We start from the raw sequence: 25,247 nt of genomic DNA, 5'->3' as shown, positions 1-25,247 counted from the left end.
TGCTAAACTTATCCACAGTTGCTGATGCACAAATCAGCAATCCGCCCTGGGTCAAATTTCAATCGGCAGGGTGGGTCAATTTTCCATCAGCGCCAACATTAACGAACACCTCGCCGTTCAAACAGGCCACCACAACCTCGCCGGGCTTGGCTTGCCGGGCGCGGCTGACGATCAGGTAATCGCCATCAAAAATGCCTGCCCCGGTCATGCTCTCACCGCTGACCTGCACCACATAGGTGTGCGGGGCGTCGATATCGAGCAGTTCATCCAGCGAGAGCTTGCGCTCCATGTGGTCGAGCGCCGGGCTGGGAAAGCCGGCGGGAATACGCCCCTCAAAGTGCGGGAGGCGTGTGCCTTGGCTGCGAAACAGGCCGATTATCAGAGCGTTGGTCATGGGATATCATCAATAGCTGTATTTATATACAGTATCTGTTAGTTTTGATCTCACACAAGAGACGCCTGTCGGGATGCTTGCGGATATGTCCGATTTCTTTGCAGGCCACACGTTTACGTACTGCTGCCCTGGCTGAACCGCCATGCACGGTTCTTCGTTATCAAGGAGATGTCGCCATGATCATGTTGAGTTCTTTGAGTGAATACGTTGTGTTGTTGGGCGCTGTGCTGCTGATGGTGGTCCTGGCGCGCTTGGCCTATGGCGGGCAACCAAGCTGATTACCGTGCCTGTTGCGACTAAAGATGACTTAAAGGCGGTATGAGTCGACCTGCCACCAGGTGGGTAGCAGGTCACGCACTTTGCTTTGGTTGAAGCGGTCATCCAGCAGGTAGACCACGCCGCGATCGTCGGTGGTGCGAATAACTCGGCCGGCGGCTTGCACCACCTTTTGTAAGCCGGGGTAGAGGTAGGCGTAGTCGTAGCCATTGGCCTCGCCGAACATCTGCTGCATGCGCGCTTTGATTTCTTCATTGACCTCGTTGACCTGGGGCAGGCCTAAGGTGGCAATAAATGCGCCGATCAGGCGTTTGCCGGGCAGGTCGATGCCCTCACCGAATGCACCGCCCAGCACGGCGAAGCCGATACCTTCGGAGTGCAGGGTGAAGTTGTCGAGAAACACTTGGCGCTCGCCCTCACTCATGCTGCGGGTTTGCTCGCTGGTGGGGATCTCTGGGTGCTCTGATCTGAATACATCGCGCACCTGTTGCAGGTACGCATAGCTGCTGAAAAATGCCAGGTAGTTGCCGGGCTCTTGGTGGTATTGCTGCGCCATCAACCGGCAGATGGGTGCCAGGCTGGATTGGCGGTGTTGGTAGCGCGTGGAGAGGTTACGCACCACGCGCACGTTGAGTTGCTCGGCGGCAAAGGGCGAGGCCACATCAATCCATTGCGCTTCTTCCGGCAAACCCAGCAGGTCGCGGTAATAGTTGGCCGGGCGCAAGGTGGCTGAGAACAGGGTGGTGGTGTGGGCATCACTAAAACGGCTGGCCAGGAAAGGCGCTGGCACCAGATTGCGCAGGCACAGGGTGGTGTCCAGGCTGAGGCTGTTGTCTGGCTGGCGGGTGATGTCAAACAGCGAGTGGGGGCCGTACATCTCGCTTAAGCGGCAGAGCAGCATGGCGTCTCGGTAGAACTGCAGCAGGCTGCGCTCTTGGCCATCGGGTTGTTCACTGAGGTGGTCGGTGATGGCCGTCACGGCTTTTTGCAACGCGGCGACAAACAGATCCGGCACACAGGGGTAGATCTGGTAGTCCTGTTCCTGCACCCGGTTGAGTTGCTCCCAATGCCTGCCCACCCGTTGCAAGGCGCTGCGGATGCTCGCTGGTGCGCTGCTGCACAGGGCATGAAACAACGCCTGATCAAGTTCGGCGGTGTACATGCTGCGCGCGCGTTCGACCAGGTTGTGCGCTTCGTCGACCAGCACTGCCACCCGCCACTCATTGAGCAGCGTCAGCCCGTAGAGCAGGGCGTTCATGTCGAAGTAGTAGTTGTAGTCACCCACCACCACGTCGGCCCAGCGGCACAGTTCCTGGCTCAGGTAATAAGGGCAAACTTGGTGTTGCAGAGCAATGCGCCGCACCTCTGCCTGCGGCAGCCAGGCCTGTTCCAGGGCAGCCAGGCGGGCGGCGGGCAGGCGGTCATAAAAGCCTTTGGCCAACGGGCAGGATTGGCCGTGGCAGCTTTTGTCCGGGTGCTCGCACGCTTTGTCGCGGGCCACATGCTCCAGCACACGCAGAGGAATGTTGTGCTCGGCCTCACGCAAACTGTGCAAAGCATCTAAAGCTAAACGCCGGCCTGGGGTCTTGGCGGTGAGAAAGAACAGGCGGTCCAATTGCTGGCCCGGCATGGCTTTTAACTGCGGAAACAAGGTACCGAGGGTTTTGCCAATGCCCGTGGTGGCCTGCGCCATCAGCGTGTGGCCATCGCGGGCGCTGCGGTAAACAGCCTCTGACAATTGCCGCTGACCATGGCGAAAGCTTGGGTAGGGAAAGTTGAGGCGTTGCAGGTGCGCGTCACGGCGCGTGCGGTGCGCTTCTTCCTGCTCTGCCCAGCTGAGAAATTGCCGGCACTGCTGGTTGAAGAAATCCTCCAACTCACAGGCTTTGAAGTGTTCGCTGAAGGCATGTTCGGCGTGGCTCATCACGTCGAAATACACCACGGCCAGTTCCAGCTCTTCCAGCCCCAGTTGTTGGCAGAGCAGCCAGCCGTAGACTTTGACCTGCGCCCAGTGCAGCAGCCGATGGTTGGCGGGGATGCGGCTGATGTCGCCGCGATGGGTTTTGATTTCTTCGAGGCGACGTTCCTCGGGGTCATAGCCGTCGGCCCGGCCGCTGACCAGTAACCCTGGGTACGCGCCGCTCAAGGGCACTTCGGCGATATAGCTCGCGCCACGCCGGCTGACCACCGTCTGGTGCCCGGCCATGCCTTCCTGTGCAGTGGGTGATGGGGTGAAACGCAGGTCGAGGTCACCCACCTTGGCGGTGAATTCGCACAGCGCCCTTACCGCCACCCGATAGCTCACGTCTCGGCCCACTGCACGTAACACACCTCAACCGCAATGCCGTGCTCGGCGGCAAAGCTCAGCCAGCGTTTTTGATTGTCCTGCAGGCGATCGCCGGGGCCTTTTACTTCGATCATCCTGTAGCGTCGTTCGTGCGGATAAAACTGAATCAGATCGGGCATGCCGGCGCGGTTGGCACGCAGATCGCGCAACAGGCGGGTAAAGCAGGCCTGCAAGTGCGCGGCGGGAATGCACAGCAGGGCGAGATCCAGCCGTTCTTCATCGAGCATGCCCCAGAATACGAAGGGTGACTGCAGGCCGTATTTTTCGTGATAACGGGCTTTGATCAACGGCCCGTAGTCGGGCTGCTCAAGTTGCTGCAGGCAGCGCTCGAACAGGTGCTGACGGCGCGTGTAGAAATCCGCGCTGTGCAGATCCACCGGGCCACTGTGGAACGGATGGAAAAACGCCCCCGGCAGCGGTGCAAAAATCGCCTCCCAACAGAGCAGGCCAAACAGGCTACAAAGCAGGGTGTTTTCCACGTAATGCACCGGGGCCTCGTCCTGATGCAGATGGTCGCGTACGGCAATTTCTACACAGCCGTGCGCGGGGAACGGCAGCCGCAGGTAACTACGCACTTCGCCCATCGTCTTCATGGTTTTATGCGTAGGCAAGCCAAGTTTGCGCCGCAGCCGAGTGAGGGCGCGTGCCAGGCGTTGGCTTTCTTCATCGCTACCGGGTTGGGCGCTGAAGGCTAGCGCCTGTTCATGGGCCAGGGCATCACGGCCCAGTTGTTCCAACACGCGAATCTGCCGCCAACGGGCTTCGCCGTGCTCACTTTGCTCATAGAGCGTTAGCGCCAGCTCCAGTTCGCCGACCTTTTCCAGTTGCTGGGCAACCTGAAACAACAGGCGCGAACGGCGGCTGCACAGGTAAGGGTTGTCTGAGCTGAATGCCAGTAACGGCGGCACAATTTCTGTCAGCGCCGCGCCTTGTTCAACGCTGATACGCAACTGGCGCAGGTGCAGGTAATCCTCAAGATCCTGGCGGCACTGAAAGCCGCGTGATTCGGGGCGGATGTCCACCGACTCGTAGCGGTAGATGCCCAAGTCCGCGAGTACAAATTCCGACCAGTCCTGCGCCAGGTTGCCAAAAAACATCAGGCGTAAGCGGTCACACAATTCACCGACGACAAGGCTGAACAGGCGCTCATCGAGGTTGGGGCACCACGCACTGAAAGACTGTGCCGGGAGTTGTTGTTCACGCAACTGTTCAAGCAAATCGGTCTTTTTTTGCGTGGCGCGACGACTGAGCACCGGCAGATGACTGAGGACTTCATCCTTGCGCAGTAACTCTGCGACTTCATCGGCATGCAACAACACCTGCTCGCTGATCCAACCCTGTTCAAGCAGGGGCTGGGCCGCGCTCGATGCATCGCCGATTTCCGCATAGTCGAGCTTGCTCAGACGAAAGTGACAGCCTTTGCGCATGATCATGCGCACCAGCAAGGCCTGCGCTTGCCAGGACAGAGCTGTGAAGGTGGTGATAAAGGCCTGCTCTTCGTCCGTCAGTAAATCGGCATAGCGCTCAGCCACCCAGGCGAGCGCAGTACGAAAGTTACTGAGGTAATAGAGTTCGACGGGGAGTGGGGCTGGCATGGCGGCTATCACTGTATTCTTGTACAGGATTGTCCGCGTTGTAGCGGGTTGGAGCAACCCACAAACACGCTGGCTGCGCTTGTCAGGTTGTGATGCCTCTGCGCTATGCGCTTAAAAAGAATACAGCGGTAAGTTGGCTGGACTAATCAGGCGCGTTTCAAAGCCTGGCCGGCGATTGCTTCGCGGCTGTAACGCAGTAAGGCTGCATCCAGGTTCATCTGGTGAATGACCTTGAGCAGTTGCTGCCTGAGCATTTCATCACCAATGCGTTCAGCAGCGCGCATCACGGCAATCGCTGCCGCTTGGTTATTGCTGGCAACCTGATCCAGTGTTTTGCAGATGTCGCGGTTTGAGCGGCTCACACGGTGACCCTCTTGAAAGGACGGTGGCACTCTAGGTCTTGCTTGTTAAGCTTTGATGGCAGCCAGCGGGTAACCGCTGGCCGGTAGGTGATTACTTAGCTGCGCTGCGCGGGGATCTGTTTCACGGCCTGCAACCACTCTGGATGGAGGCTGGGTTGATCCGTGTCCATGCCCAAGCTTTCCATGCGTTCTTTGTGCAGATTGATCTCGGCCACGGCTTCGCTCAGGGCGCTGCTGTTGGCGTCTAGTTGATGCATCTGCGTCAGACCTTGGTGATAAAAACGCAGCAGGTGCATGGCATCCGGGTTGTGCGCGGCTACGCCGGCTTTAACGTGATGCATGACATTGGTGATGCGCATCAGGCTACGTTTGAGTTGCCAGCCATAAACGGCAGCGGCCATCCAGGGTTTCGACCACAGCACCTGGCGTACCAGTGCAATCGTCAGCAGCAGGGCGAGCAGCACGCCGCCTAAATTCCAGCGAAAGTTATCGCCATCGGCTTGGCCAAATAGCTGAACGGCGGTTGTCGACAACAGCATGGCCAGCACAACGAAAATGGCCGCAATGATCAGGGTGCTGCGCCGGGTTTGCTGGCGGTAGGTTTCAGGATTTAACGCTTTGATTTCAAACATCGTGGCCACGGATCGCTCTCTGCAGTGAAATGGGCGGTTATCAGGTTGTCAGACCATAGGCGCGGTCGTCAGTGCAGGGTATCTTGCCCCTCCGTTGCGCCTGTGGGTTAAGGAATTGTCGTATTTATGAGTCGTCGTATGTTTCAGGCTGTTATTGCCTCTGCTTTGGTGCTGTGTGCCGCGCCGGTGTTGGCCAAGGTTGACGTGCAGGCCGGGGAGCACAAAACCCAGGGTCGGATGCTCGTCGTCAAAGTCTCGGAGGAGATTGCGCTCGGGGATTACGAAGCCTTGCTTAAGGGCATTCGCAACAACCCCGGCACCTTTGCCCGGAAAATCGTCATGCTCGACAGCATCGGCGGCAACGTCAGCGAGGCCATGCGCATGGGCCGGTTGCTGCGCGAAACCGGCTTCGACACGCTGGTGCCATCGACCGGCGTGTGCCAAGGCAGTTGCGTGTACCTGCTGGCCGCCGGCAAGCGCAAGACGGTGCGCGGTCATGTTGGCATTCACCGGCCTTACTACGCTGGCAGCGATTCGGTGCACAGCGCCTCAGGCGGCGTCAGTCGCGCCAGCCAGGTGGCGTATTTCAACAGCATGCAGATTCCGTTGGTGCTGATTGACCGCATCAACAGCACCGAGCCGCGCCGCATGCACGTGCTGAACAGCGGCGAGCTCAAGCGTTATGGCTTGCACTAAACCGCTTCAGCGCGCTGCATCAGGGTGCGCTGACGCCATTCCATAAAGGTTTTCAGCAACAAGGTTAGCAGTGCCATACAGGCCAGCAGCGCAGCGGCAGTAAACGCAGCGGCGGGCTTGTAATCGTTGTTCAGCTGATCAACCAGCAAGGGCAGGGTCAGGGTCTGGTTGATGATGGTGCCGGACACCACCGACACCGCGCCAAACTCACCCACTGCGCGGGCATTGGTCACCACCACGCCATACAGCAGCGCCCATTTGATTTTCGGCAAGGTGATATGGCGGAAAATCTGCCAGCCGTTAGCGCCCAGGCACAGCGCGGCGGTTTCTTCATCTTGGCCTTGGGCCTGCATCACCGGAATCAATATGCGCGCCACATAGGGCGCGGTGATAAAAATGGTAACCATGACGATGCCCGGCCAGGCAAACATCAATTGCATGCCGTTGTCGTAAAACCAGCGCCCCAGCGTATGCTCAAGGCCATACACCACCAGGTAGCACAGACCTGCCACCACGGGTGATACGGCATAGGGAATGTCGAGGAAGGTGGTCAGCAGTTTGCGTCCGCGAAAATCGTAATGAGTCACGCACCAGGCCAACAGAATGCCGAAGCACAGGTTGATCGGCACTGTCAGCGCCGCCACCAGCAAGGTCAGGCCGATGGCATGCAGCATGTAATCTTCGTTGAGGTTGCCCCACAGCAACTCCAGCCCGCCGGAGAACGCCATAGTGAAAATCAGCGCCAGGGGAACCAGCAAGATCAGGGTCACCAGGCTCAGGCCCAGGCCGATCAGCAGCCATTGATGCCAGTGTTGTGGTTTTTTCATTTGCCTTGCCGTTGCCATTTGAACAAGCGGCCCTGTAGCACTTGCAGACCGAACAGCAGCACCAGTGAGGCCAGCAGAATGACCGAGGCAATCGCCGCAGCCGCGTTGTGGTTGAACTCCTGCAACCGCACAAAAATCATCAGCGAGGTGACTTCGGTTTTAAACGGAATGTTGCCGGCGATCATAATCACCGCGCCGAACTCACCGAGGCTGCGGATAAACGATTGCGACGCGCCCGTAACCAAGGCGGGGGTCAGGGTGGGTAGCACCACATAAAAGAAGCTTTGCAGCCGGTTGGCACCCAGGGTGCTGGCGGCTTCTTCGTATTCGCTGCCCAGATCCTGGAGCACCGGCTGCACCGTGCGCACCACAAACGGCAGGCTGGTAAACACCATCGCAATCAAAATGCCGGGGTAGGCATACGCCAGTTTGATGCCCATCGGCTCCAGCCACTGGCCAATCCAGCCGCTCGGCGCGAGCAGCGTAGCGAGGGTCAAACCGGCTACCGAGGTGGGCAGGGCGAAGGGCAGGTCGATAAAAGCATCCACCAAGCGCCGTCCGGGGAAGTCATAGCGGGTGATGATCCAGGCCAGCAACAAGCCGATAAACAAGGTGGCGACGGTGGCATAGAACGCGCCGCTGACGGTGACCTTATAGCTTTGCACCACGCGCGGATCACTGATCGCCCGCCAGTACTGCGCCCAGCTCATGTCGCTGACATACAGCAGCAGGGCTGACAGCGGAAACAGGATCACCAGCGAAATATAAAACGTGCTGAAACCGAAGCTCAGGCCAAAGCCAGGCAGCAGCGGGTTCTGCAGAAAGAAGCGGGGAGTTTTAGACACACATAAATCTCTAAATGCACAAACCGCCGTAGTAACGGCGGCTTGTGTGATGACGTAAAGCTGGAGTGACTTAGCGACCCTCAGCCAACAGCTGATCAAGGATACCATCGGCATCGAAGTGCTTGGCAGTGATCTCATCCCAAGTGCCGAGCACGTCGGTTGGGTTGATCAGGCGGATCTGCGCAAACTGATCCTTAGTCGCGGCGGCCACCTCTGGGTGATGCACGCGGTAGCTGTAGGTGGTCAGGAGCTGCTGAATGTCTTTGCTGTACTGGAAGTCTAGGTACGCTTTGGACACGTCGCGGGTGCCTTTCTCATCGACCACTTTATCCACCAGCGCGACCGGGAACTCAGCCAGTACGCTGACCGGCGGTACAACAATCTCAAATTCGCCGGATTTGAATTCTTCGCCTTTGGCGATATTCACCACTTCCGATTCAAAGGTCAGCAGCACATCACCCTGGCCATTCTGGGCGAAGGCCACAGTGGCAGCGCGACCGCCGGTTGGGAAGTTTTCGACGTTGCGCAGGATCTTGCCAACGAACTCCTTGATCTTGGCTTCATCGCCGCCGAACGCTTCATTGGCGTGCAACCAGGCACCCAAGTAGCTGTAGCGGGCGTTGCCGGAGGTTTTCGGGTTAGGGAACACCAGCTTCACATCAGCACGGGCCAGGTCGTCCCAGTTCTTGATGTTTTTCGGGTTGCCTTTACGCACCAAAAAAGCCGTGGTGCTGTAGTAGGGCGAGCTGTTGTTGGGGAACTGCTTGGCCCAGTCTTCGCGCACCAGGCCACGCTTGGCCAGGATGTCCACGTCGGTAACCTGATTAAAGGTCACGGTATCAACCTTTTTACCCTGGATGATGTCTTGCGCCTGGCGCGAGGAACCGGCGAAGGATTGGTCAATCTTCAGCTCTTTACCGGTTTGTGCCTTCCAGTGCTCAACGAACTTGGGGTTGATCTCGGCAAACAGTTCACGGGCAATGTCGTAGGAGGCATTCAGGATCGGCTTGTCTTGCGCCAGCGCTGCTGCGCTGCCCAGCAGGCTCGAGGTAACGGCTGTGGCCAACAGGATTTTCTTAAGCATGATGCAGACTTTCCTCGTGACGGAGCCCGATTTCAGGCGTGTGATGATAATCTTGGCTCACTGGCCAGGAAGCTGGACGCGATACTGCACAAGTTTTTTATTCTTAAAAAGAAACTTTTAACGCTATTGATATTCCATTTGGCGTTTCTATTGCCTCGACTGCATCGATCCAATGATCTGCCCTCGCTTTGCGTGCTGTGCCGCACAGGTCAGCAAGTCTTGCGCGGTTATGCACTGCTTAAGCGCTCAGGCGCTCGCGCTTCTCTATTTGGCTTTGCAAACGGTAGAGGTAGGCGAAACCCTGCTCCCAGCGCTGGTGCCCTGATTTCACATTGATATGCCCGGCACCGCTGAGAATTGCAACGTCGCTGCCCCAATCGCGTGCCAGTTCGATGGCACGTGTTGCGCTGGCGGCAGAATCGTTGTCTGAACCGACCACTAGGCTGGGGAAAGGCAGCGCTTGCTGTGCGATTGGCGCAAAGTTCTTCAATGCCGGTGGGCAATTTGCGCGTTCCACATCCGCCGGCGCAACCAGCAACGCGGCGCGGACTCGCCCGAGTAACTCAACAGGCGCGTAGAGCGCCCAATGCGCCACTGTGATGCAACCCAGGCTGTGGGCAATCAGGATGGTTGGGCGCGGGTCGCTGGCGATTGAGCGCTGTAATTCGGCAACCCAGGCTTCGCGTTTGGGCTTTAGCCAGTCGGCCTGCGCCACCCGCGCGCTGTTCGGCAGGCTGCGTTGCCAGTGGCTTTGCCAATGGTCATCGGGTGAGCCTTGCCAGCCCGGTACGATCAGGTAGCGGATACTTGGGTGGCGCATCGTGCACTCTCCTGCAGGTGTGAATGGCTGCAGTGTAAGGAGGGTGTTCTGATATCAAAAAGAATAAGAAATTATTTGCTTATGCTATCGAGGCATTAAATGTGACGCCATTGCTTATTCGATAAAGATATATATTTGGTCTTAAACAGTATTTTAAAGAATATCAGGCTCTGCCTACTATCCGCCCCACAGCCACACCCAAGGAGCATTGAAATGAGCGCAACCCTGCGAGATCTAGACGGTCAGGACGAGGCGGGCATTCTGCATGAAATCCAGGCGGCCCTGCAGGGGCTCAAGTTTGGCTCGGTGGAGATCACCGTGCACAACGGCCAGGTGGTGCAGATTGAGCGCAAAGAGAAATTCCGTCTCAGCCCCCAGACCCACAAACCCAGCTGATACCTGCAACACCCGCAACACCCGCAACACCCGCAACACTGCCTGACCGGACCACCGGAGGGCGCTAGATGAAGCGTTTGGAACCCTGCACGCAAGACCGGACATCCGTGACACCTCACGAATGCACCGCTCAGTGAAGGCTCAAACCCATTGAACGCCAACCCTAATTCGTCCCGTGAGGAGCAACAGTATGTCTATTCGTCGTTTCGCCTTGGCCGCCCTGGCCAGTGCACTGATCGCCGGCCCAGCCGCCGCACAAACCCTGCTCAATGTGTCGTATGACCCAACGCGTGAGCTGTACACCGACTTCAACGCAGCCTTCAACAAGCACTGGCAAGCCCAGGGTAATGAAGCTGTGACCATCCAGCAGTCCCACGGCGGTTCGGGCAAACAGGCCCGTGCGGTAATCGACGGCCTGCGTGCTGACGTGGTGACCCTGGCGTTGGCCGGTGACATCGATGGGCTGTACAAGCTCGGCAAACTGATCCCGGAAAACTGGCAAGAGCGTCTGCCGAATGCCAGCACGCCCTACACCTCGACCATCGTTTTTCTGGTACGCAAGGGCAACCCCGAAGGCATCAAAGACTGGGATGACCTGGTCAAGCCCGGTGTAGAAGTGATCACCCCGAACCCGAAAACCTCGGGCGGCGCACGCTGGAACCTGCTGGCGGCCTGGGCGTTTGCTCAGCAGAAGTATGACAGTGAAGAAAAAGCCAAAGAGTTTGTCGCCAAGCTCTACAAGAACGTGCCTGTGCTCGACACCGGTGCGCGTGGCTCCTCCGTTACCTTCATCAATAACGGCATTGGCGATGTGTTGCTGGCTTGGGAAAACGAGACATACCTGGCGCTGAAGGAAGAGGGCGGCAAGAATTTTGAAATCGTTGCGCCTTCATTGTCGATTCTGGCTGAGCCGCCGGTGGCAGTGGTTGATCAGAACGTTGATAAGAAAGGCACGCGCAAAGTGGCCGAGGCCTACCTCAACTACCTGTACAGCGATGAGGGCCAGCGTTTGGCGGCCAAGCACTTCTACCGCCCGCGTAATCAGGAAATTGCCAAGGATTTCAGCCAGCAGTTCTCTGATCTGAAGCTGGTGACCATCGACGGTGATTTCGGTGGCTGGAAAACCGCACAGCCCAAGTTCTTCAACGATGGCGGCATTTTCGATCAGATCTACCTCGTCCAGTGATACGTCGTGTGGACGGGCTGTACCTCGTCTAATCGGCTAATCCCAAGTGCGGACAAGACTTCAGCCTGTCCGCCCTTTGCTTGTTAAAGCGTGCCAACGCAAACAGATAAGGACAGACCATGTCTCGTCGTACTTCCCCCGTCATACCCGGCTTCGGGCTGACGCTGGGTTACACCCTGGTGTACCTCAGCCTGTTAGTGCTGATTCCTCTGGGTGCCATGTTCGTCCATGCTGCCCAGCTCACCTGGGAGCAGTTCTGGACCATTATTTCCTCTCCGCGTGTTGTCGCCGCCCTGAAACTCAGCTTCGGTACGGCGTTTCTCGCAGCGTTGATCAACGGTGTGATCGGCACGTTGTTGGCTTGGGTGCTGGTGCGTTACACCTTCCCCGGCCGCAAGGTGATCGAGGCCATGATCGATCTGCCGTTCGCCCTGCCCACGGCGGTTGCCGGTATCGCGCTGACCGCGCTCTATGCCCCCAACGGTTTGATCGGCCAGTTTGCGGCTGATCTGGGTTTTAAAATCGCTTACACGCCACTGGGTATTACCTTGGCACTGACCTTTGTGACGCTGCCATTTGTGGTGCGTACGATTCAGCCGGTGCTGGCCGACATCCCCCGTGAAATTGAAGAGGCGGCCGCGTGTCTGGGTGCCAAACCCTTGCAAGTGGCTCGGTATGTGTTGCTCCCGGCACTGTTGCCCGCCTGGTTGACCGGCTTCGCGCTGGCTTTTGCGCGCGGTGTGGGTGAATACGGCTCGGTGATTTTCATCGCGGGCAACATGCCGATGAAGACCGAAATCTTGCCGCTGCTCATCATGGTGCAACTGGATCAGTACAACTACGCCGCGGCCACAGCCATCGGTGTGTTGATGCTGGTGGTGTCATTCATTTTGCTGCTGCTGATCAACTTGCTGCAGCGCCGCATTCGTCGTTCATAAGGAGCCTGGCATGTCATCTACATCCCTGACGGCCAGTGCCGTATCCAACGCGGCGCGGCGCGGCAATGCGTGGGCCCGTCGCCTGCTGATCATTGCCGCTTGGCTGGTGTTTCTATTATTTCTCGCTCTGCCACTGTTCGTTGTGGTGAGCGAGGCGCTCAAGCAGGGCGCAGGTGTGTTCTTCACCTCGATTTTTGAGCCTGATGCTATCAGTGCGCTGAAGCTAACCCTGCTGGCTGTGGCCATCGCCGTACCGCTGAATCTGGTCTTTGGTGTGGCGGCGGCTTGGTGCGTCAGTAAGTATGAGTTTCGCGGCAAGAGCATTCTGGTCACGTTGATTGATTTGCCCTTCTCGGTGTCGCCGGTGATTGCTGGCTTGATCTATGTGCTGTTGTTTGGCGCGCAGGGCTTCTTTGGGCCGTGGCTGCGTGAGCACGACATTCAAATCATCTTCGCCCTGCCGGGCATTGTGTTGGCCACCATATTTGTCACCGTACCCTTCGTCGCACGTGAGCTGATCCCCTTGATGCAAGAGCAGGGCACTCAGGAAGAGGAGGCCGCGCGCTTGTTAGGTGCCAACGGTTGGCAAATGTTCTGGCATGTCACGGTGCCGAACATTAAATGGGGGCTGATTTACGGCGTGGTGCTGTGTACGGCGCGGGCCATGGGTGAGTTTGGCGCTGTGTCGGTTGTGTCCGGGCATATTCGCGGTTACACCAACACGCTGCCGCTGCATGTCGAGATTCTTTATAACGAATACAATCACGTCGCCGCGTTCAGTGTGGCCAGCCTGTTGTTGTTGATGGCGCTGTTTATCCTACTGCTCAAGCAGTGGAGCGAGTCCCGTATCAATCGTCTTAAAGCCAGTGCTGGCGAGGAATAAGTCATGAGTATCGAAATCCGTAACGTCAGCAAGAATTTCAATGCGTTCAAAGCGCTGAACGACATTAACCTGAACATTCAGAGCGGTGAGTTGGTGGCCTTGCTCGGCCCCTCTGGCTGCGGCAAGACCACCTTGCTGCGCATTATTGCCGGCCTGGAAACGCCGGACAGCGGCAGCATCGAGTTTCATGGTGAGGACGTGTCCAACCATGATGTGCGCGACCGCAATGTCGGCTTTGTGTTTCAGCACTACGCGCTGTTCCGCCACATGACGGTGTTCGACAACGTCGCCTTTGGCCTGCGCATGAAGCCGAAAAAGCAACGCCCGAGCGAGGATGAGATCAAGCGCAAGGTGCATGAGTTGCTGGATCTGGTGCAGCTCGATTGGCTGGGTGATCGCTACCCCGAGCAACTGTCCGGCGGTCAGCGTCAGCGCATTGCGTTGGCGCGCGCGTTGGCGGTGGAGCCGCGTGTGTTGCTGCTCGATGAGCCTTTTGGTGCGTTGGATGCCAAGGTGCGTAAAGAGTTGCGTCGCTGGTTGGCGCGCCTGCACGAAGACGTCAACCTGACCAGCGTGTTCGTCACCCACGATCAGGAAGAAGCCATGGAAGTGGCCGACCGTATTGTGGTGATGAACAAAGGCGTGATCGAGCAAATCGGTTCACCGGCTGAGGTGTATGAAAATCCGGCCAGCGATTTCGTCTATCACTTCCTCGGTGATGCCAACCGCCTGTATGTCGGCGACGACCATCATGTGCTGTTCCGTCCGCATGAGATTCACCTTTCGCGCCAGGCCGAAGAAGGTCATCAGGCCGGAGAAGTGCGCGATATCCGCCCGCTGGGCGCCATCACCCGCGTGACCCTGAAAGTGGCGGGGCAAAGTGAGTTGATCGAAGCCGAAGTGGCCAAGGATCACTTCAGCCTGGCCAATCTGGGACGTGGCGAAACCCTCTACTTCAAACCCAAGGCTGGGCAACCCGTTCAGTCGCCGCGCTGAGTGCGTCAATCCGCCGGTTGAATAATGTGCTGTGTGTTTGCCGTATTAAGTGATATTTTTGCAGCAAATACACATCGCATGAGGTGCTGTAATGAGCGCATTGATTCGCCCGGAAGTCGACGCCGACGCGGTGCTGACCAAAGCGCTGCTGTCGACCCGCGAACAACTGGGCCTGACCCAGCAGGAGCTGGCTGACATTATCGGGGTACACCGCAGCGCCATTTCACGTTGGAGCGAAGGCGGTTTGCGCGTGGAAAGCAAAACAGGCGAGTTGGCCCTGTTGCTGATCCGCATCTACCGCTCATTGTTTGCCCTGTTTGGTGGCAACCAAGCCGACATGCAGCATTTTCTGCGTACCGACAACCGTCACCTAGACGCGCCGCCCTTATCACTGCTGATGCAGGTGCAGGGGCTGGTAAGGGTGGTCGAGTATCTCGATGCGATGTGGGATGAAAATAAAGTGTCATCCGTATAAAATTGGTATCGGAAAGGATGATACTTTAGCGATGTACGGCACCGCTGGAGGCCAGGAAAAACGGGGCGCTTAGGATGAAACTTTATTTTCATCCAACATGCGATTCGCGGTAAAGGCTAACGCCTGCGTCGTCAGTCATCTCGCCTCGTTAGCCCCCGTTTAGGATCAATCGCCATGGATATCTGGCAAAACTGCCACGGCCAGCAGCACATCAAACCCTTGCGCGGCCGCTTGGTGCGTCTGGTGGAAAGCCAGGCTCAGGTGGCCACCCTGCAACTGGTCGATACCCTGGCCGAGCAAGCCCTGCTGGAACAGTTGCTGGAAACCAGCAAACCGCCGGTGCCGACCAGTGCCGACGCCTTGCACTATTTACTGAAAACCCCGTTTCGCTATCCACCGCTGCGCTGGGGCTCACGCTTTGGCCGGGTGCACGAACCCAGCCTGTTTTACGGCGCATTGCGCTTGGAAACAGCCATGGCCGAGGCGGCTTATTATCGGTTTTTGTTGTGGGATGGCATGCGTATCGCGCCGCCGAGTGGGCGAATCCTTTCTGAGCATTGCACCTTTGAGGCGCGTTATCAGGTTGAGTTCGGCATTCAGTTACAGCATTCGCCCTTTGCTGAGTATCACCCTCAGCTTGCAGATGTGAGTGATTACCGTGCCACGCAAACCCTGGGGGCCGCCATGCGTGAAGCCGGGGTTGAGGCATTCGAGTATCGTTCTGCGCGCTGCCCGCTGGGCGGCAATAACGTGGCCTTGTATGTGCCTGCCGCCCTGGCGGATAAACGCCCGCGTAACCTGCTGAGCTGGTTGTGTGAAACCACAGCCGAGTACGTGGCCTTCAAAAATGCGCAGGTTCCCGACACGCCCAAGCTGTTTCAGGTTGAGGCCTTTTGGCTAGATGGGCAGCTACCGCGCCCGGCCTAGCGCTCATGGTGTGTGCGCCGTTTACGCCCTGAAAAAGGGCAGGTGAAGGGGCGGGGCTGGCGAGTTGTGCACAATTGCGATGCGCCTTGTCAAGCTGCTTATAGAGCGTGACGTAAGCCCTTGATTCTTTGTGCTGCTTTTATAAGTCAATGAAAAATATAGATTTTTTGTGCTGGTGAAAAAATCACCAGTTTAACTCCGAGCCCCGCAGCATAAGCGGTTGGGGCGCTTGCACCCATGTTATCCACCAAGTTATCCACAGCTTCTGTGGATTAACCCAAGCGCTTGCTCTAGCTCGCGCCATGGCGGGCAAGCGATGCTGATAAAGGAGCGACAATGAGTTGTGTGTTCTGTGCCATTGCGGCGGGCGAGCTTCCTGCAGAGCGTATTTATGAGGATGAACGCTTTATCGTGTTGTTGGATATTTTCCCGTTGCGACCGGCCCATGTGTTGATTGTCAGCCGCGAGCACGCCCCTTTTCTGAAGGATCTGCAGAGCGCCAGCGCTGAGCACTTACTGCCCTTGGCCCAACGAATCGCTGCGGCCTTGCGTGCAGCCGGTTATGGCGGCGAAGGCATCAACTTCTTGATTAATGATGGGCCGACCTCCAACCAGCATGTGCCCCATCTGCACCTGCACCTGATTCCCCGGCGCAAGGGTGATGGCTTGGCATTGCTCTGGCGCGCGTTAATTCGCTTTATACCGCTGGGGCGCAAACGCATCGAAGCGCGTTTGGCCCACGAGGCGCAGCAACTACGAGAGGCTTTACGTCATGTGTGAATTGTTGGGCATGAGTGCCAATGTGCCGACCGACATTGTGTTCAGCTTTACCGGTCTCATGCAGCGCGGTGGGCGCACCGGCCCGCACCGCGATGGTTGGGGCATTGGCTTTTATGAAGGGCGTGGCCTGCGCCTGTTTCAAGACCCGCAGGCCAGCAGTGAATCGGAGGTGGCGCAGTTGGTGCAGCGCTACCCGATCAAAAGTGAAGTGATCATCGGCCATATACGTCAGGCCAATGTCGGCCGCGTTTGTCTGGCCAATACCCATCCGTTTGTACGCGAGATGTGGGGGCGCAACTGGTGCTTTGCGCATAACGGTCAATTGGCCGACTTTGCGCCGTCCTTTAGCCACTATCGACCGATTGGCGACACTGACAGCGAAGCGGCTTTCTGCGATCTGCTCAATCGCCTGCGCCAGGCTTTTCCCGAGCCGATCAGCGTGGAGCAGTTACTGCCCACGCTGGTCGAGGCTTGCGCAGGCTATCGCCAGCAAGGCGTATTCAATTGCCTGCTAAGTGATGGCGACTGGCTGTTCAGTTTTTGCAGCAGCAAGCTGGTGCATATCACCCGGCGCGCGCCCTTTGGCCCGGCGCATTTGAAAGATGCTGACATGCAGGTGGATTTTCAGGCGCAAACCACGCCCAATGATGTTGTGACGGTAATCGCCACCGAGCCGTTAACGGCTAATGAGCACTGGACGCTCTTCCAGCAAGGTGAATGGCGTTTATGGCGTGGCGGTGAGTGCATCGCGCAGGGTTTAACGGACTGAATCGGGGGAGGGGCTATGTTGAGAAGTTATCTGCGTTTGGCGTTGTTTGCCTTGGGCTTGTTAGTGGGGGTGCAGGTCCCCGGTTTTATCGATGACTACAGCAAGCGCGTGGAAGCGCAGCGCATGGAGTCGGAGGTGGGGCTTAACGGCTTTCGGCAGACGGCTCAGCGTTTTTTCAACGGCGATCTGGTGGCGCTGGTCAGTCATTACCAGGCCAGTGCTGACCCGGTAATGCGCAGCGACGCACAAAGCCTGAGTACGCTGGTTGAACGCTCAGCCTTGCTGGAACGTGAATCCAAGGCCATGCAAGGCCCTTGGTATGCGCAGCTCTGGCATCTGGCCACAGCGGCTGATCACGAACTGCTGGAGCAGACGTTTGCGGCCTATCGCTACCAAGTGCTGCTCGCGCCCGAGGCCATCACCTGGGGCATCGTCTGCGCGCTGCTACTGGCCTGGCTGGTCGAAAGCCTGCTGGTGCTGTTCGGCATGCTGCTGGGTGTGGGCCGCAGCCAGAAGGTGCAGCAGCGCCATTGGCGCTGAGTTGCATCACCCTCAAGGGCTCGCAAGAGCCCTTGATGTTTCAGTTGATCCGTTTATTGAGGCGATGTCTCAATACCCTGTTGCATGCATTGGGTAGAGCGTGTCATACGCATCAGCGCTGGGTTGCGTGTGTAGGTTGGGTTGAGGAACCGCGCGACGAAGCCCAACGAGACATGCTGCAATCTGTTGGGCTTCGCTGCGCTCAACGCCAACCTACGCCTTATCGCCACGCAACACGCAATGGGTACATGGACTTTCTTATGCTTGCTGCCTTGAATACAAGCAGCCTCGTTAACAGCCGGCAGAGTCGGCAATTTTTTACGCCGCGACACCAACAACACGCCCGCCACGACCAACGCCGCACCCGCCAACTGGGCCAGTGACACCGGCTCCGCCAACAGCATCCAGGCAAACACAATCGTCAGCACCGGCCCCAGCGTGCCGATCAGCACCGTGCGTGCCGAGCCGATCAGGCGTAGCGCAGCCGATTGCCAGAAGATTGGCAGCACCGTCGAGAAAATCGCCATCGCTGCGCTGTAGGCGTACACCTCAACCGGCAACTGCAACGCGCTGAACGGCTGGGTGGCGAGAAAATGCAGTTGCGTGGCAAAGGTCGACACGATGATCGCCAGCGCAGCAAAGCGAATAGTGCCCAGTCGGTGAATCGCCACTTCAGCCCCGGCGCTGTACAGCGCATAAGACAGCGCCGAGCCGAACACAAAGGCCGCGCCGATCAACACGCTGTGCAGGTCTTCGGCCACGTGCAAGTCGTGGGCAAAGGCCAGGGCAATCCCGGCGTAAGACAGCAGCAGGGCGGCGATCTGGCGTTTCTCCAGGCGCTTGCCCATAAACAGCACGCCGATCAACACGGTCATGGTCGGGTAGATAAACAGAATCAGCCGCTCCAGCGCCGCCGAGATGTACTGCAGGCCGATGAAATCGAGAATGCTCGCGCCGTAATAACCGAGCAGGCCCAAGGCCAGCAGCATGCCCCAGTCCTTGCGGGTGAGCGGCGGCGCGGTGCGGCACAGCCACAGCGTGGCCCACAGGGCGATGGGCAGGGCAAAACTCATGCGCAGTGCGAGCAGGGTGACGGCATCCACCGGTGCGGCCGCGTAGGCCAACTTGACGAAGATGGCTTTGAACGAAAAGCCAAAGGCGGCAAGGATCGCCAGCGCGATGCCGATGCGATCGGCTGACCAGGATTTCCAGGGCATTGCGAATAAATTCCTAAAGAGTTGTTCTGGGGCGAATGATGCGAGGGCTAGAATCGCTTTGGAATTGGCTTTTACATAACTGACCGTTCGGATTTAACAAACGCTATGCAATACGACCTGATTGACCTGCGTTTATTTGTCGCCATCGCCGAGGCAAAAAACCTCACCCGTGGGGCCGAACGCGTGCACCTGGCGGCTTCTTCTGCCAGCCACCGTCTGCGCCAGCTGGAAGCGTCGATCGGCACACCGTTGTTGCTGCGCGAGCCGCGTGGTGTCAGCCTGACCCGCGCTGGCGAGGCCTTGTTGCGCCATGCGCGGCAGGTGTTTGCCCAGCTGGAACAAATGCACGCCGACCTCACGCCCTACGCCAAAGGCGTGCGCGGGCATGTCAGCCTATGGGCCAATACCCACGCCACACACACCTTTTTACCCGACAGCCTGGCGACGTTTCTGCAGCGTCATCCGCAAGTGAGTATCTCCCTCGAAGAACACACCAGCCCGGATGTGTTGATGGCGGTGGCGCGTGGTGAAGTGGAAGTGGGCGTGGTGGCGGGGGCTATGGAAGGGGCCGATGTTGAACTGATCCCGTACAAAGCAGACCGTCTGGTGTTGATCGCGCCTGCTGAGCATCCGCTGGCCGCGCGTAAGCAATGCCCGTTTGTGCAGGTGCTGGATTACCCCTTTGTCATGCTGCATGCCGGCTCGGCCATCCACACCTTCACCATGAACGCGGCAGCGGCGTTGGGTCGGCACTTGGAGGTGCGTATTCAGGTACGCAGCTTTGAGGCCGTGTGCCGTATGGTTGCGGCCGGTGTAGGCATTGGCCTGGTGCCGCGCAGTGCGGTGTGCGAGCGCGGGCTGCCAATCATTGAGCTGGAAGAACCCTGGGCGCAGCGCGATTTGAAAGTCTGTGTGCGTAAGCGGGCGCTGCTGTCGGGCTTTGCCGCCGAATTGGTCGATTGCCTGACGGCCGAGGCTGACTAATTAAAACGGGCCCGAGGGCCCGTTGTTTACTTGGAGAGAAAGCGCATGCCTTCTTCCAGCCCGCTCAAGGTCAGCGGGTACATCTGGTCTTCGAGCAACTCACGCATGATGTTGGTCGAGGCGGTGTAGCTCCAGCTGTCTTTGGGGTACGGGTTGATCCAGATAAGCTTTTTGTACTTCTCCATAAAGCGCTTGATCCAGACGTAACCCGGCTCCTCGTTCCAGTGCTCGACGCTGCCGCCGGCCTGGGTGATTTCGTAAGGGGCCATGGCCGCATCACCGACGAACACCACTTTGTAGTCCGCGCCGTACTTGTGCAGCAGGTCTTGCGTGGAGAAACGCTCAGACGTGCGGCGCAGGTTGTTCTTCCACACCGACTCGTACACGCAGTTATGGAAGTAGAAATACTCCAAGTGCTTGAACTCGGTTTTGCAGGCGGAAAACAGTTCCTCGCACACCTTGACGTGGGCGTCCATCGAACCGCCGATGTCGAACAGAATCAGCAGCTTCACCGCATTGCGCCGCTCCGGACGCATCTGGATATTCAGCAGGCCGCCGTCTTTTGCGGTGTGGTCGATGGTGCCGCCCAGATCCAACTCGTCTTCAGCGCCCTGACGGGCAAACTTGCGCAGGCGGCGCAGGGCCACCTTGATATTGCGCGTACCTAGCTCGACCTGATCGTCGAGGTTTTTGTACTCGCGCTGATCCCAGACCTTGACCGCTTTACCCTGACGCTTGCCAGCGTCACCCACGCGGATGCCTTCCGGGTTGTAGCCACCGGAGCCGAACGGGCTGGTGCCGCCTGTACCGATCCACTTGTTGCCGCCTTCGTGGCGTTCTTTTTGCTCTTCGAGGCGCTTTTTGAATTCCTCAATCAGCTTGTCCAGGCCGCCGAGGGATTCGATCTTGGCGCGTTCCTCATCGGTCAGCGAGCGCTCGAATTCCTTGCGCAGCCACTCATCGGGGATCAATGCCTCGATGTGCTGATTAAGGTTTTCCAGGCCCTTGAAATAGGCCCCGAACGCGCGGTCGAACTTGTCGAAGTGACGCTCGTCCTTGACCAGAATGGTGCGCGCGAGAAAGTAAAACTCGTCCATATCGGCGAACACCACGTTGTGCTTCAACGCGTTGATCAGGTCGAGCAGCTCGCGCACCGACACCGGCACCTTGGCGGCGCGCATTTCATTGAATAGGTTGAGCAGCATGGCTGCGTCCTCGTGGCATCTGGGGACAATCCCCTCTCACTTGAGGGAGAGGGCTAGGGAGAGGGTGGGGCAGACGACACGCGGTCGCTGATTCCCTCTCCCCCGGCCCCTCTCCCGCAAGCGGGAGAGGGGAGGCAATCAACGACTGGCGCGGCGGCTCATAAACGCCAGGCGCTCCAGCAACTGCACATCCTGCTCGTTCTTCACCAGCGCACCGGCCAGCGGCGGGATGGCCTTGGTGGGGTCGCGTTCGCGCAGCACGGCTTCGCCGATGTTGTCGGCCATCAGCAGTTTCAGCCAATCAACCAGCTCGCTGGTGGACGGCTTTTTCTTCAGGCCCGGTACTTTGCGCACGTCGAAGAACACGTCCAGCGCTTCAGCGACCAGGTCTTTTTTGATGTCGGGGTAGTGCACATCGACGATCTTCTGCAGGGTCGCGCGATCCGGGAAGGCGATGTAATGGAAGAAGCAGCGGCGCAGGAAGGCGTCCGGCAGTTCTTTTTCGTTGTTCGAGGTGATGATGATGATCGGGCGCTGCTTGGCTTTGATCGTCTCGTTGGTCTCGTAAACGTAGAACTCCATCTTGTCGAGTTCTTGCAGCAGGTCGTTAGGGAACTCGATGTCAGCCTTGTCGATTTCATCGATCAGCAGGATGACGCGATCCTCAGACTCAAAGGCTTCCCACAGCTTGCCCTTCTTAATGTAGTTGCGCACATCGTGAACTTTGTCCGAATCCAGCTGCGAGTCACGCAGGCGGCTGACCGCGTCGTACTCGTACAGGCCCTGATGAGCCTTGGTGGTGGATTTGATGTGCCAGGTGATCAAACGTGCGCCGAATGACTCAGCCAGTTGCTCAGCCAGCATGGTTTTACCAGTGCCTGGCTCGCCCTTGACCAGCAGCGGGCGCTGCAGGGTGATGGCGGCATTGACCGCGAGCTTGAGGTCGTCGGTGGCGACGTAGGACTGGGTGCCTTCGAACTTCATCGGTAAATCCTCGAACGGTAACGCGCAGGGCCATACCCGCGAGTTCAGTATTTAGAAAGGCAGACTATACCGCCTGAGCCGTGGCGCTGTGAACGCGGACGACTTATTCAGTCACTTGATGATGGTACACAATGAATTCGTTCTGCAGTGCACTGGGCCAGGCGTAGCAAGGGTTTCAGCCTGGACGCACTGGGGCACACACGCCACAATTCGATCCCCATGGCCCGGACATGAGACCGGGGCACGTGACCCGCTGGAGCTGTAATGTCCTATTTAACTCGCCGAGATGGGCGTTATTTCTACCGCCGCCGATTTCCTGCAGAAGTCGCCGCTCTCGTTGGTCGTACGGAATTCCGCAAGGCGCTTGGTACTGCTGATCGGCAGGAGGCTGGGAGAGCTGCGCGCATTGTCTCCGTCGAATTTGATCGAGTATGCGCGGAGGCTCTAGCCCAATTACCTGAGCAAAGTGTTGGCAGAGCCCTGGAGGCTGCTAGCGAACCCCCTGCTAGGGTTTCGGCGGAGGCCATTCTTGAGCGGCTACAAATCATAGTTGAACAGGTCACTCGATCTGCGATAGAGGCACTGGAGCCAAGTCAGCGGATTGCCCCGACATGGGCGGCTGAGCTGGAGTGGCAAAAGAGTGCTCTGTTGGCCATTGCGGAAGGTAATCACCCTGGTGCAGCTCAATACAACCCTGTAGAGGCGATGGCTGCGTATCGGGCTCTGGAAGCCTTGGAGCGAGGGGAAATACCAGCACTTGACTCGCCGATTCTGCCTGCTCGTTCGAGTGGTGCCAAGGCTCTCAGCATGGATTCTGATAGTCGCACGGCGGCAGAGTTTGACGAGGCGCTAGAGGGCTATTGTGAGCGAGTATCAGCTAGTCGCGCTGGAATAGTTCGATCACTAGGCAAGCAAATTTTGCGCTGGCCAAGCACTCAAGCAGAGCAGGTTCAACGCATCATGCAGTTTGCAGAAGGCAAATTAGCTGCAGGTGGTAAAGCCAGCAGTGTGCACACACAGGCTGCGGGACTTATAACTGTGCTGCGTGAGATGCCAGGATGGGAGCGTATCAGCCTGCCCCGTAATGGCAGCACTGCACGCACAATACGACAAGGCGGGCAGCTCCAAACGGATGCTCGAGATGCGATGCCGCTGGAGATTGTGCGGAAGGTAACTGCGGCCCTGGACGTTAGGGGGGATGCTGTAGACGCTGCCGCCGCAAGATTGCTGGTGCGCTATGGTCTGCGCCCAGTGGAGTTGTTGCAGGAGGGACCGGAGGCGTTGACGGATAGGACTGACATACTCGGCCAGAAAGAATTGGTCTATCACGCTGGCCTAAGTGGGGCTAAGAACTCCGCGAGCCGCAGATGCCTGCCGGTACACGCTGACGATATTCCGCTGTTCAAGCTTGTGCTGAGTGCTAGGGAGGATGCTGGAGAGAAGCGGAGTCGGGCGCGTGTAACTCGCTTGTCTGCTGCTGTACGTATTGCCTTGCGAGGTGTACCAGGCAAGCTCTCCTTGTATTCACTGCGACACACCTGCGCCGATCTATTGCGTGCTGCTGGTGCGACTCCTGATGAAGTGGGGGGCGTGCTCGGGCATACCGCGACCGGCAGCAAGGCAACGTCTATCTATGGCGGCAAGGCTCCATTGGTGAGGCCTCGGGAACTATTGTGCAAGGTTCGTGATTTGCTGGAGGGTGGGAAGGACGGAGCTACACCTGCAACTTAAATCTGCTGTAGTCACTCGAACCCGTCCCTTACTCAATCAGTTTCAGACTTCCCCCCATGGCCCTCTGTGCGTCGTTACTCGGCGTCATGCAGGGGGCAGCCTTGCTTAAAGCCGCTCTCCGCCGCGCTTTGACCGGTTTGTTAGCTCGTAACAAATGGTGTTCCTACAAATTAACAAATCCTTGACGCTCCACAGCTATTCGTTATGATTGCCTCTATCGAGCTAAGCAGGGAGTAGCAGTATGCAAGTCGTCGCCTATTACCGCGTATCAACAGAGAAGCAGGGCAAGTCAGGCTTGGGCCTTGATGCGCAGCGGGAGTACATCCAGGCGGCAGCGCAGGCTGAGGGGTGGGAAGTAATCGCTAGCTTTGAGGATCACGCCTCAGGTGCCATAAGCCCTACCAAACGTGTGCAATGCGCTCAGGCACTGGAACTATGCCAAGCAACGGGTGCCGTGTTGGTTGTAGCAAAGCTTGATCGGTTGAGCCGCGACGTAGCTGACATTGCGGCACTGATGAAAGTGGCGAACTTCAAGGTCGCTACCATGCCTCAGGCTGATGCTTTCCAATTGCATTTGTATGCAGCTCTGGCAGAGCAGGAGCGCAGCTTTATTAGCCAGCGTACCAAGTCCGCATTGGCCTCTCTAAAGGCCCGTGCTGAATCCGGTGACACCAACGCCCAGGCTAAGGTTGAACGACGCACAGCGGGCCGCTTAGCAGGGCAGGCTCTAGGGCAGGTGGCCGCTGTAGAGGCTATCAAAGCGCGTGCAGATAGGTGGGCCGATAGCATGGCCTCGCACATCAAAGCCGGGATGTTTGACGGCTGCCGTACCTTGGCCTCTATGGCCTCCTGGCTTAACGCTAAGGGGCATAAAACGGCGAGAGGGGCAGAGTTCAGTCCTATGCAGGTGAAGCGGCTAGTAGAGCGCCTGGGGCTCGACTTTCCGTAAGGTGTAACCCTTATGGATGCCTGCCTAAGCTGCTTGAAATGTAGAGATTCACCTGCATCGAATCCTAATGTCCGATGTTAAACGACCTAGAAAACTGGGTTGGGCGTAGCGACTGACGGTGGAGAGCTTCACCAGTAGGAACTGACTTTGAGTTAGCTCCCTCTGGTGGAGAGGTAAAGAGATAGGTGGTAGTGATGTACGAAGCTAATCCTGTGGTACTGAGTAACCGGAGTTAAGGGGCCCGGCGAAAGGAGGAGAAGTGGGGAAGGGAGTGAGCGAAGCGAACGAATGATAAGACGAACGTAGTGAGGGTTAGGGAAACTCTGAAAAAGACTTCCTGATTTTGGCAAAATACCCGGATTCCACCCGCTGAGTTTTCCGATGAAGCAGATGACCTTCGCCGACGCCG

At 57.9% G+C, this 25,247-nt stretch carries 26 protein-coding genes; 14 read left to right on the top strand and 12 right to left on the bottom strand.

Annotation, left to right across the window (positions count from 1 at the left end; translation table 11 throughout):
* Positions 1–58: 58 nt before the first annotated feature.
* The 5 genes from AUK77_RS02695 to AUK77_RS02675 form a co-directional block, all read right to left on the bottom strand.
* Positions 59–394, bottom strand: coding sequence for a S24 family peptidase (locus AUK77_RS02695; protein ID WP_296125812.1), 336 nt, complete (start codon positions 392–394; stop codon positions 59–61).
* Positions 395–701: 307 nt separating this feature from the next.
* Positions 702–2,975 (bottom strand): ATP-dependent DNA helicase, encoded by a 2,274-nt coding sequence (locus AUK77_RS02690; RefSeq protein WP_296125816.1) that lies wholly within the window; start codon positions 2,973–2,975, stop codon positions 702–704.
* A complete protein-coding gene (locus tag AUK77_RS02685; RefSeq protein ID WP_296125811.1) occupies positions 2,972–4,612 on the bottom strand; it encodes a VRR-NUC domain-containing protein in 1,641 nt (546 codons plus the stop codon). Before AUK77_RS02685 ends, AUK77_RS02690 begins: the two co-directional genes overlap by 4 nt.
* A gap of 146 nt (positions 4,613–4,758) precedes the next feature.
* Positions 4,759–4,974, bottom strand: a complete 216-nt coding sequence (locus AUK77_RS02680; RefSeq protein ID WP_296125809.1) for a hypothetical protein — start codon at positions 4,972–4,974, stop codon at positions 4,759–4,761.
* Positions 4,975–5,069: 95 nt separating this feature from the next.
* Positions 5,070–5,606, bottom strand: coding sequence for a DUF3087 family protein (locus tag AUK77_RS02675; protein ID WP_296125815.1), 537 nt, complete (start codon positions 5,604–5,606; stop codon positions 5,070–5,072).
* Positions 5,607–5,744: 138 nt separating this feature from the next.
* Between AUK77_RS02675 and AUK77_RS02670 the strand changes: the two genes are divergently transcribed.
* Positions 5,745–6,302, top strand: a complete 558-nt coding sequence (locus AUK77_RS02670; protein WP_296125813.1) for a hypothetical protein — start codon at positions 5,745–5,747, stop codon at positions 6,300–6,302.
* Here the strand turns inward: AUK77_RS02670 and cysW (AUK77_RS02665) are convergent.
* From cysW (AUK77_RS02665) to AUK77_RS02650, 4 genes are all read right to left on the bottom strand, one after another.
* Entirely contained in the window at positions 6,299–7,129 is an 831-nt protein-coding gene (cysW, locus tag AUK77_RS02665) for a sulfate ABC transporter permease subunit CysW (RefSeq protein WP_296125807.1), read from the bottom strand. The two genes, AUK77_RS02670 and cysW (AUK77_RS02665), sit on opposite strands and share 4 nt — an antisense overlap.
* Positions 7,126–7,974, bottom strand: a complete 849-nt coding sequence (gene cysT, locus AUK77_RS02660; protein ID WP_296125805.1) for a sulfate ABC transporter permease subunit CysT — start codon at positions 7,972–7,974, stop codon at positions 7,126–7,128. Before cysT (AUK77_RS02660) ends, cysW (AUK77_RS02665) begins: the two co-directional genes overlap by 4 nt.
* Positions 7,975–8,044: 70 nt before the next feature.
* Positions 8,045–9,058 carry a thiosulfate ABC transporter substrate-binding protein CysP gene (gene cysP, locus AUK77_RS02655; protein WP_296125803.1) on the bottom strand — a complete coding sequence of 338 codons (1,014 nt, stop codon included), beginning with the start codon at positions 9,056–9,058 and terminating at the stop codon, positions 8,045–8,047.
* Positions 9,059–9,296: 238 nt separating this feature from the next.
* Positions 9,297–9,878 carry an alpha/beta hydrolase gene (locus AUK77_RS02650; protein ID WP_296125802.1) on the bottom strand — a complete coding sequence of 194 codons (582 nt, stop codon included), beginning with the start codon at positions 9,876–9,878 and terminating at the stop codon, positions 9,297–9,299.
* A 213-nt stretch (positions 9,879–10,091) separates the two neighbouring features.
* On the opposite strand from AUK77_RS02650, the gene oscA reads away from it, so the two are divergent.
* The 10 genes from oscA (at position 10,092) to AUK77_RS02600 (ending at position 17,768) form a co-directional block, all read left to right on the top strand.
* Positions 10,092–10,274: a sulfur starvation response protein OscA gene (gene oscA, locus AUK77_RS02645; protein WP_296125801.1), complete on the top strand. Its 183-nt coding sequence runs from the start codon at positions 10,092–10,094 to the stop codon at positions 10,272–10,274.
* Between the two features lie 190 nt (positions 10,275–10,464).
* Entirely contained in the window at positions 10,465–11,460 is a 996-nt protein-coding gene (locus tag AUK77_RS02640; RefSeq protein ID WP_296125799.1) for a sulfate ABC transporter substrate-binding protein, read from the top strand.
* Positions 11,461–11,579: 119 nt separating this feature from the next.
* Positions 11,580–12,398, top strand: a complete 819-nt coding sequence (gene cysT / locus AUK77_RS02635) for a sulfate ABC transporter permease subunit CysT (RefSeq protein WP_296125797.1) — start codon at positions 11,580–11,582, stop codon at positions 12,396–12,398.
* Between the two features lie 10 nt (positions 12,399–12,408).
* On the top strand, positions 12,409–13,281 hold the full coding sequence (cysW, locus tag AUK77_RS02630; protein WP_296125796.1) for a sulfate ABC transporter permease subunit CysW: 873 nt from the start codon (positions 12,409–12,411) through the stop codon (positions 13,279–13,281).
* A 3-nt stretch (positions 13,282–13,284) separates the two neighbouring features.
* Positions 13,285–14,277 carry a sulfate ABC transporter ATP-binding protein gene (locus tag AUK77_RS02625; protein ID WP_296125795.1) on the top strand — a complete coding sequence of 331 codons (993 nt, stop codon included), beginning with the start codon at positions 13,285–13,287 and terminating at the stop codon, positions 14,275–14,277.
* A gap of 91 nt (positions 14,278–14,368) precedes the next feature.
* Entirely contained in the window at positions 14,369–14,752 is a 384-nt protein-coding gene (locus AUK77_RS02620) for an antitoxin Xre/MbcA/ParS toxin-binding domain-containing protein (protein WP_296125793.1), read from the top strand.
* A gap of 174 nt (positions 14,753–14,926) precedes the next feature.
* Positions 14,927–15,679 (top strand): RES family NAD+ phosphorylase, encoded by a 753-nt coding sequence (locus tag AUK77_RS02615; protein ID WP_296125791.1) that lies wholly within the window; start codon positions 14,927–14,929, stop codon positions 15,677–15,679.
* A gap of 336 nt (positions 15,680–16,015) precedes the next feature.
* Positions 16,016–16,459 carry an HIT family protein gene (locus AUK77_RS02610; RefSeq protein ID WP_296125789.1) on the top strand — a complete coding sequence of 148 codons (444 nt, stop codon included), beginning with the start codon at positions 16,016–16,018 and terminating at the stop codon, positions 16,457–16,459.
* Positions 16,452–17,228 (top strand): class II glutamine amidotransferase, encoded by a 777-nt coding sequence (locus AUK77_RS02605; RefSeq protein WP_296125787.1) that lies wholly within the window; start codon positions 16,452–16,454, stop codon positions 17,226–17,228. The genes AUK77_RS02610 and AUK77_RS02605 overlap by 8 nt, the downstream gene beginning before the upstream one ends.
* 15 nt (positions 17,229–17,243) lie before the next feature.
* Complete coding sequence (locus AUK77_RS02600; protein ID WP_296125786.1) at positions 17,244–17,768, top strand: DUF2937 family protein; 525 nt, start codon at positions 17,244–17,246, stop codon at positions 17,766–17,768.
* A gap of 53 nt (positions 17,769–17,821) precedes the next feature.
* Here the strand turns inward: AUK77_RS02600 and AUK77_RS02595 are convergent, their stop codons facing one another.
* Positions 17,822–18,985: a DMT family transporter gene (locus AUK77_RS02595; protein WP_296125785.1), complete on the bottom strand. Its 1,164-nt coding sequence runs from the start codon at positions 18,983–18,985 to the stop codon at positions 17,822–17,824.
* 105 nt (positions 18,986–19,090) lie between these two features.
* Between AUK77_RS02595 and AUK77_RS02590 the strand changes: the two genes are divergently transcribed.
* Entirely contained in the window at positions 19,091–19,969 is an 879-nt protein-coding gene (locus AUK77_RS02590; protein WP_296125784.1) for a LysR family transcriptional regulator, read from the top strand.
* Positions 19,970–19,995: 26 nt separating this feature from the next.
* On the opposite strand, the gene AUK77_RS02585 is transcribed toward AUK77_RS02590, so the two are convergent.
* The gene (locus AUK77_RS02585; protein WP_296125782.1) at positions 19,996–21,174 is read right to left on the bottom strand and encodes a VWA domain-containing protein; all 1,179 of its coding nucleotides are present in this window, start codon (positions 21,172–21,174) and stop codon (positions 19,996–19,998) included.
* A gap of 138 nt (positions 21,175–21,312) precedes the next feature.
* Entirely contained in the window at positions 21,313–22,158 is an 846-nt protein-coding gene (locus AUK77_RS02580; RefSeq protein WP_296125780.1) for a MoxR family ATPase, read from the bottom strand.
* A gap of 264 nt (positions 22,159–22,422) precedes the next feature.
* Between AUK77_RS02580 and AUK77_RS02575 the strand changes: the two genes are divergently transcribed.
* Positions 22,423–23,889 carry a DUF6538 domain-containing protein gene (locus tag AUK77_RS02575; protein ID WP_296125778.1) on the top strand — a complete coding sequence of 489 codons (1,467 nt, stop codon included), beginning with the start codon at positions 22,423–22,425 and terminating at the stop codon, positions 23,887–23,889.
* Between the two features lie 241 nt (positions 23,890–24,130).
* On the top strand, positions 24,131–24,838 hold the full coding sequence (locus AUK77_RS02570; protein ID WP_296125777.1) for a recombinase family protein: 708 nt from the start codon (positions 24,131–24,133) through the stop codon (positions 24,836–24,838).
* The last annotated feature ends 409 nt before the right edge of the window (positions 24,839–25,247 follow it).

Origin of the sequence: Pseudomonas sp. Ga0074129, assembly GCA_001465025.1 — a bacterium.
GTDB lineage: Bacteria > Pseudomonadota > Gammaproteobacteria > Pseudomonadales > Pseudomonadaceae > Aquipseudomonas.
Note: the sequence above shows the minus strand (reverse complement) of the source record. Positions and strands in the feature narration are given on the sequence as shown.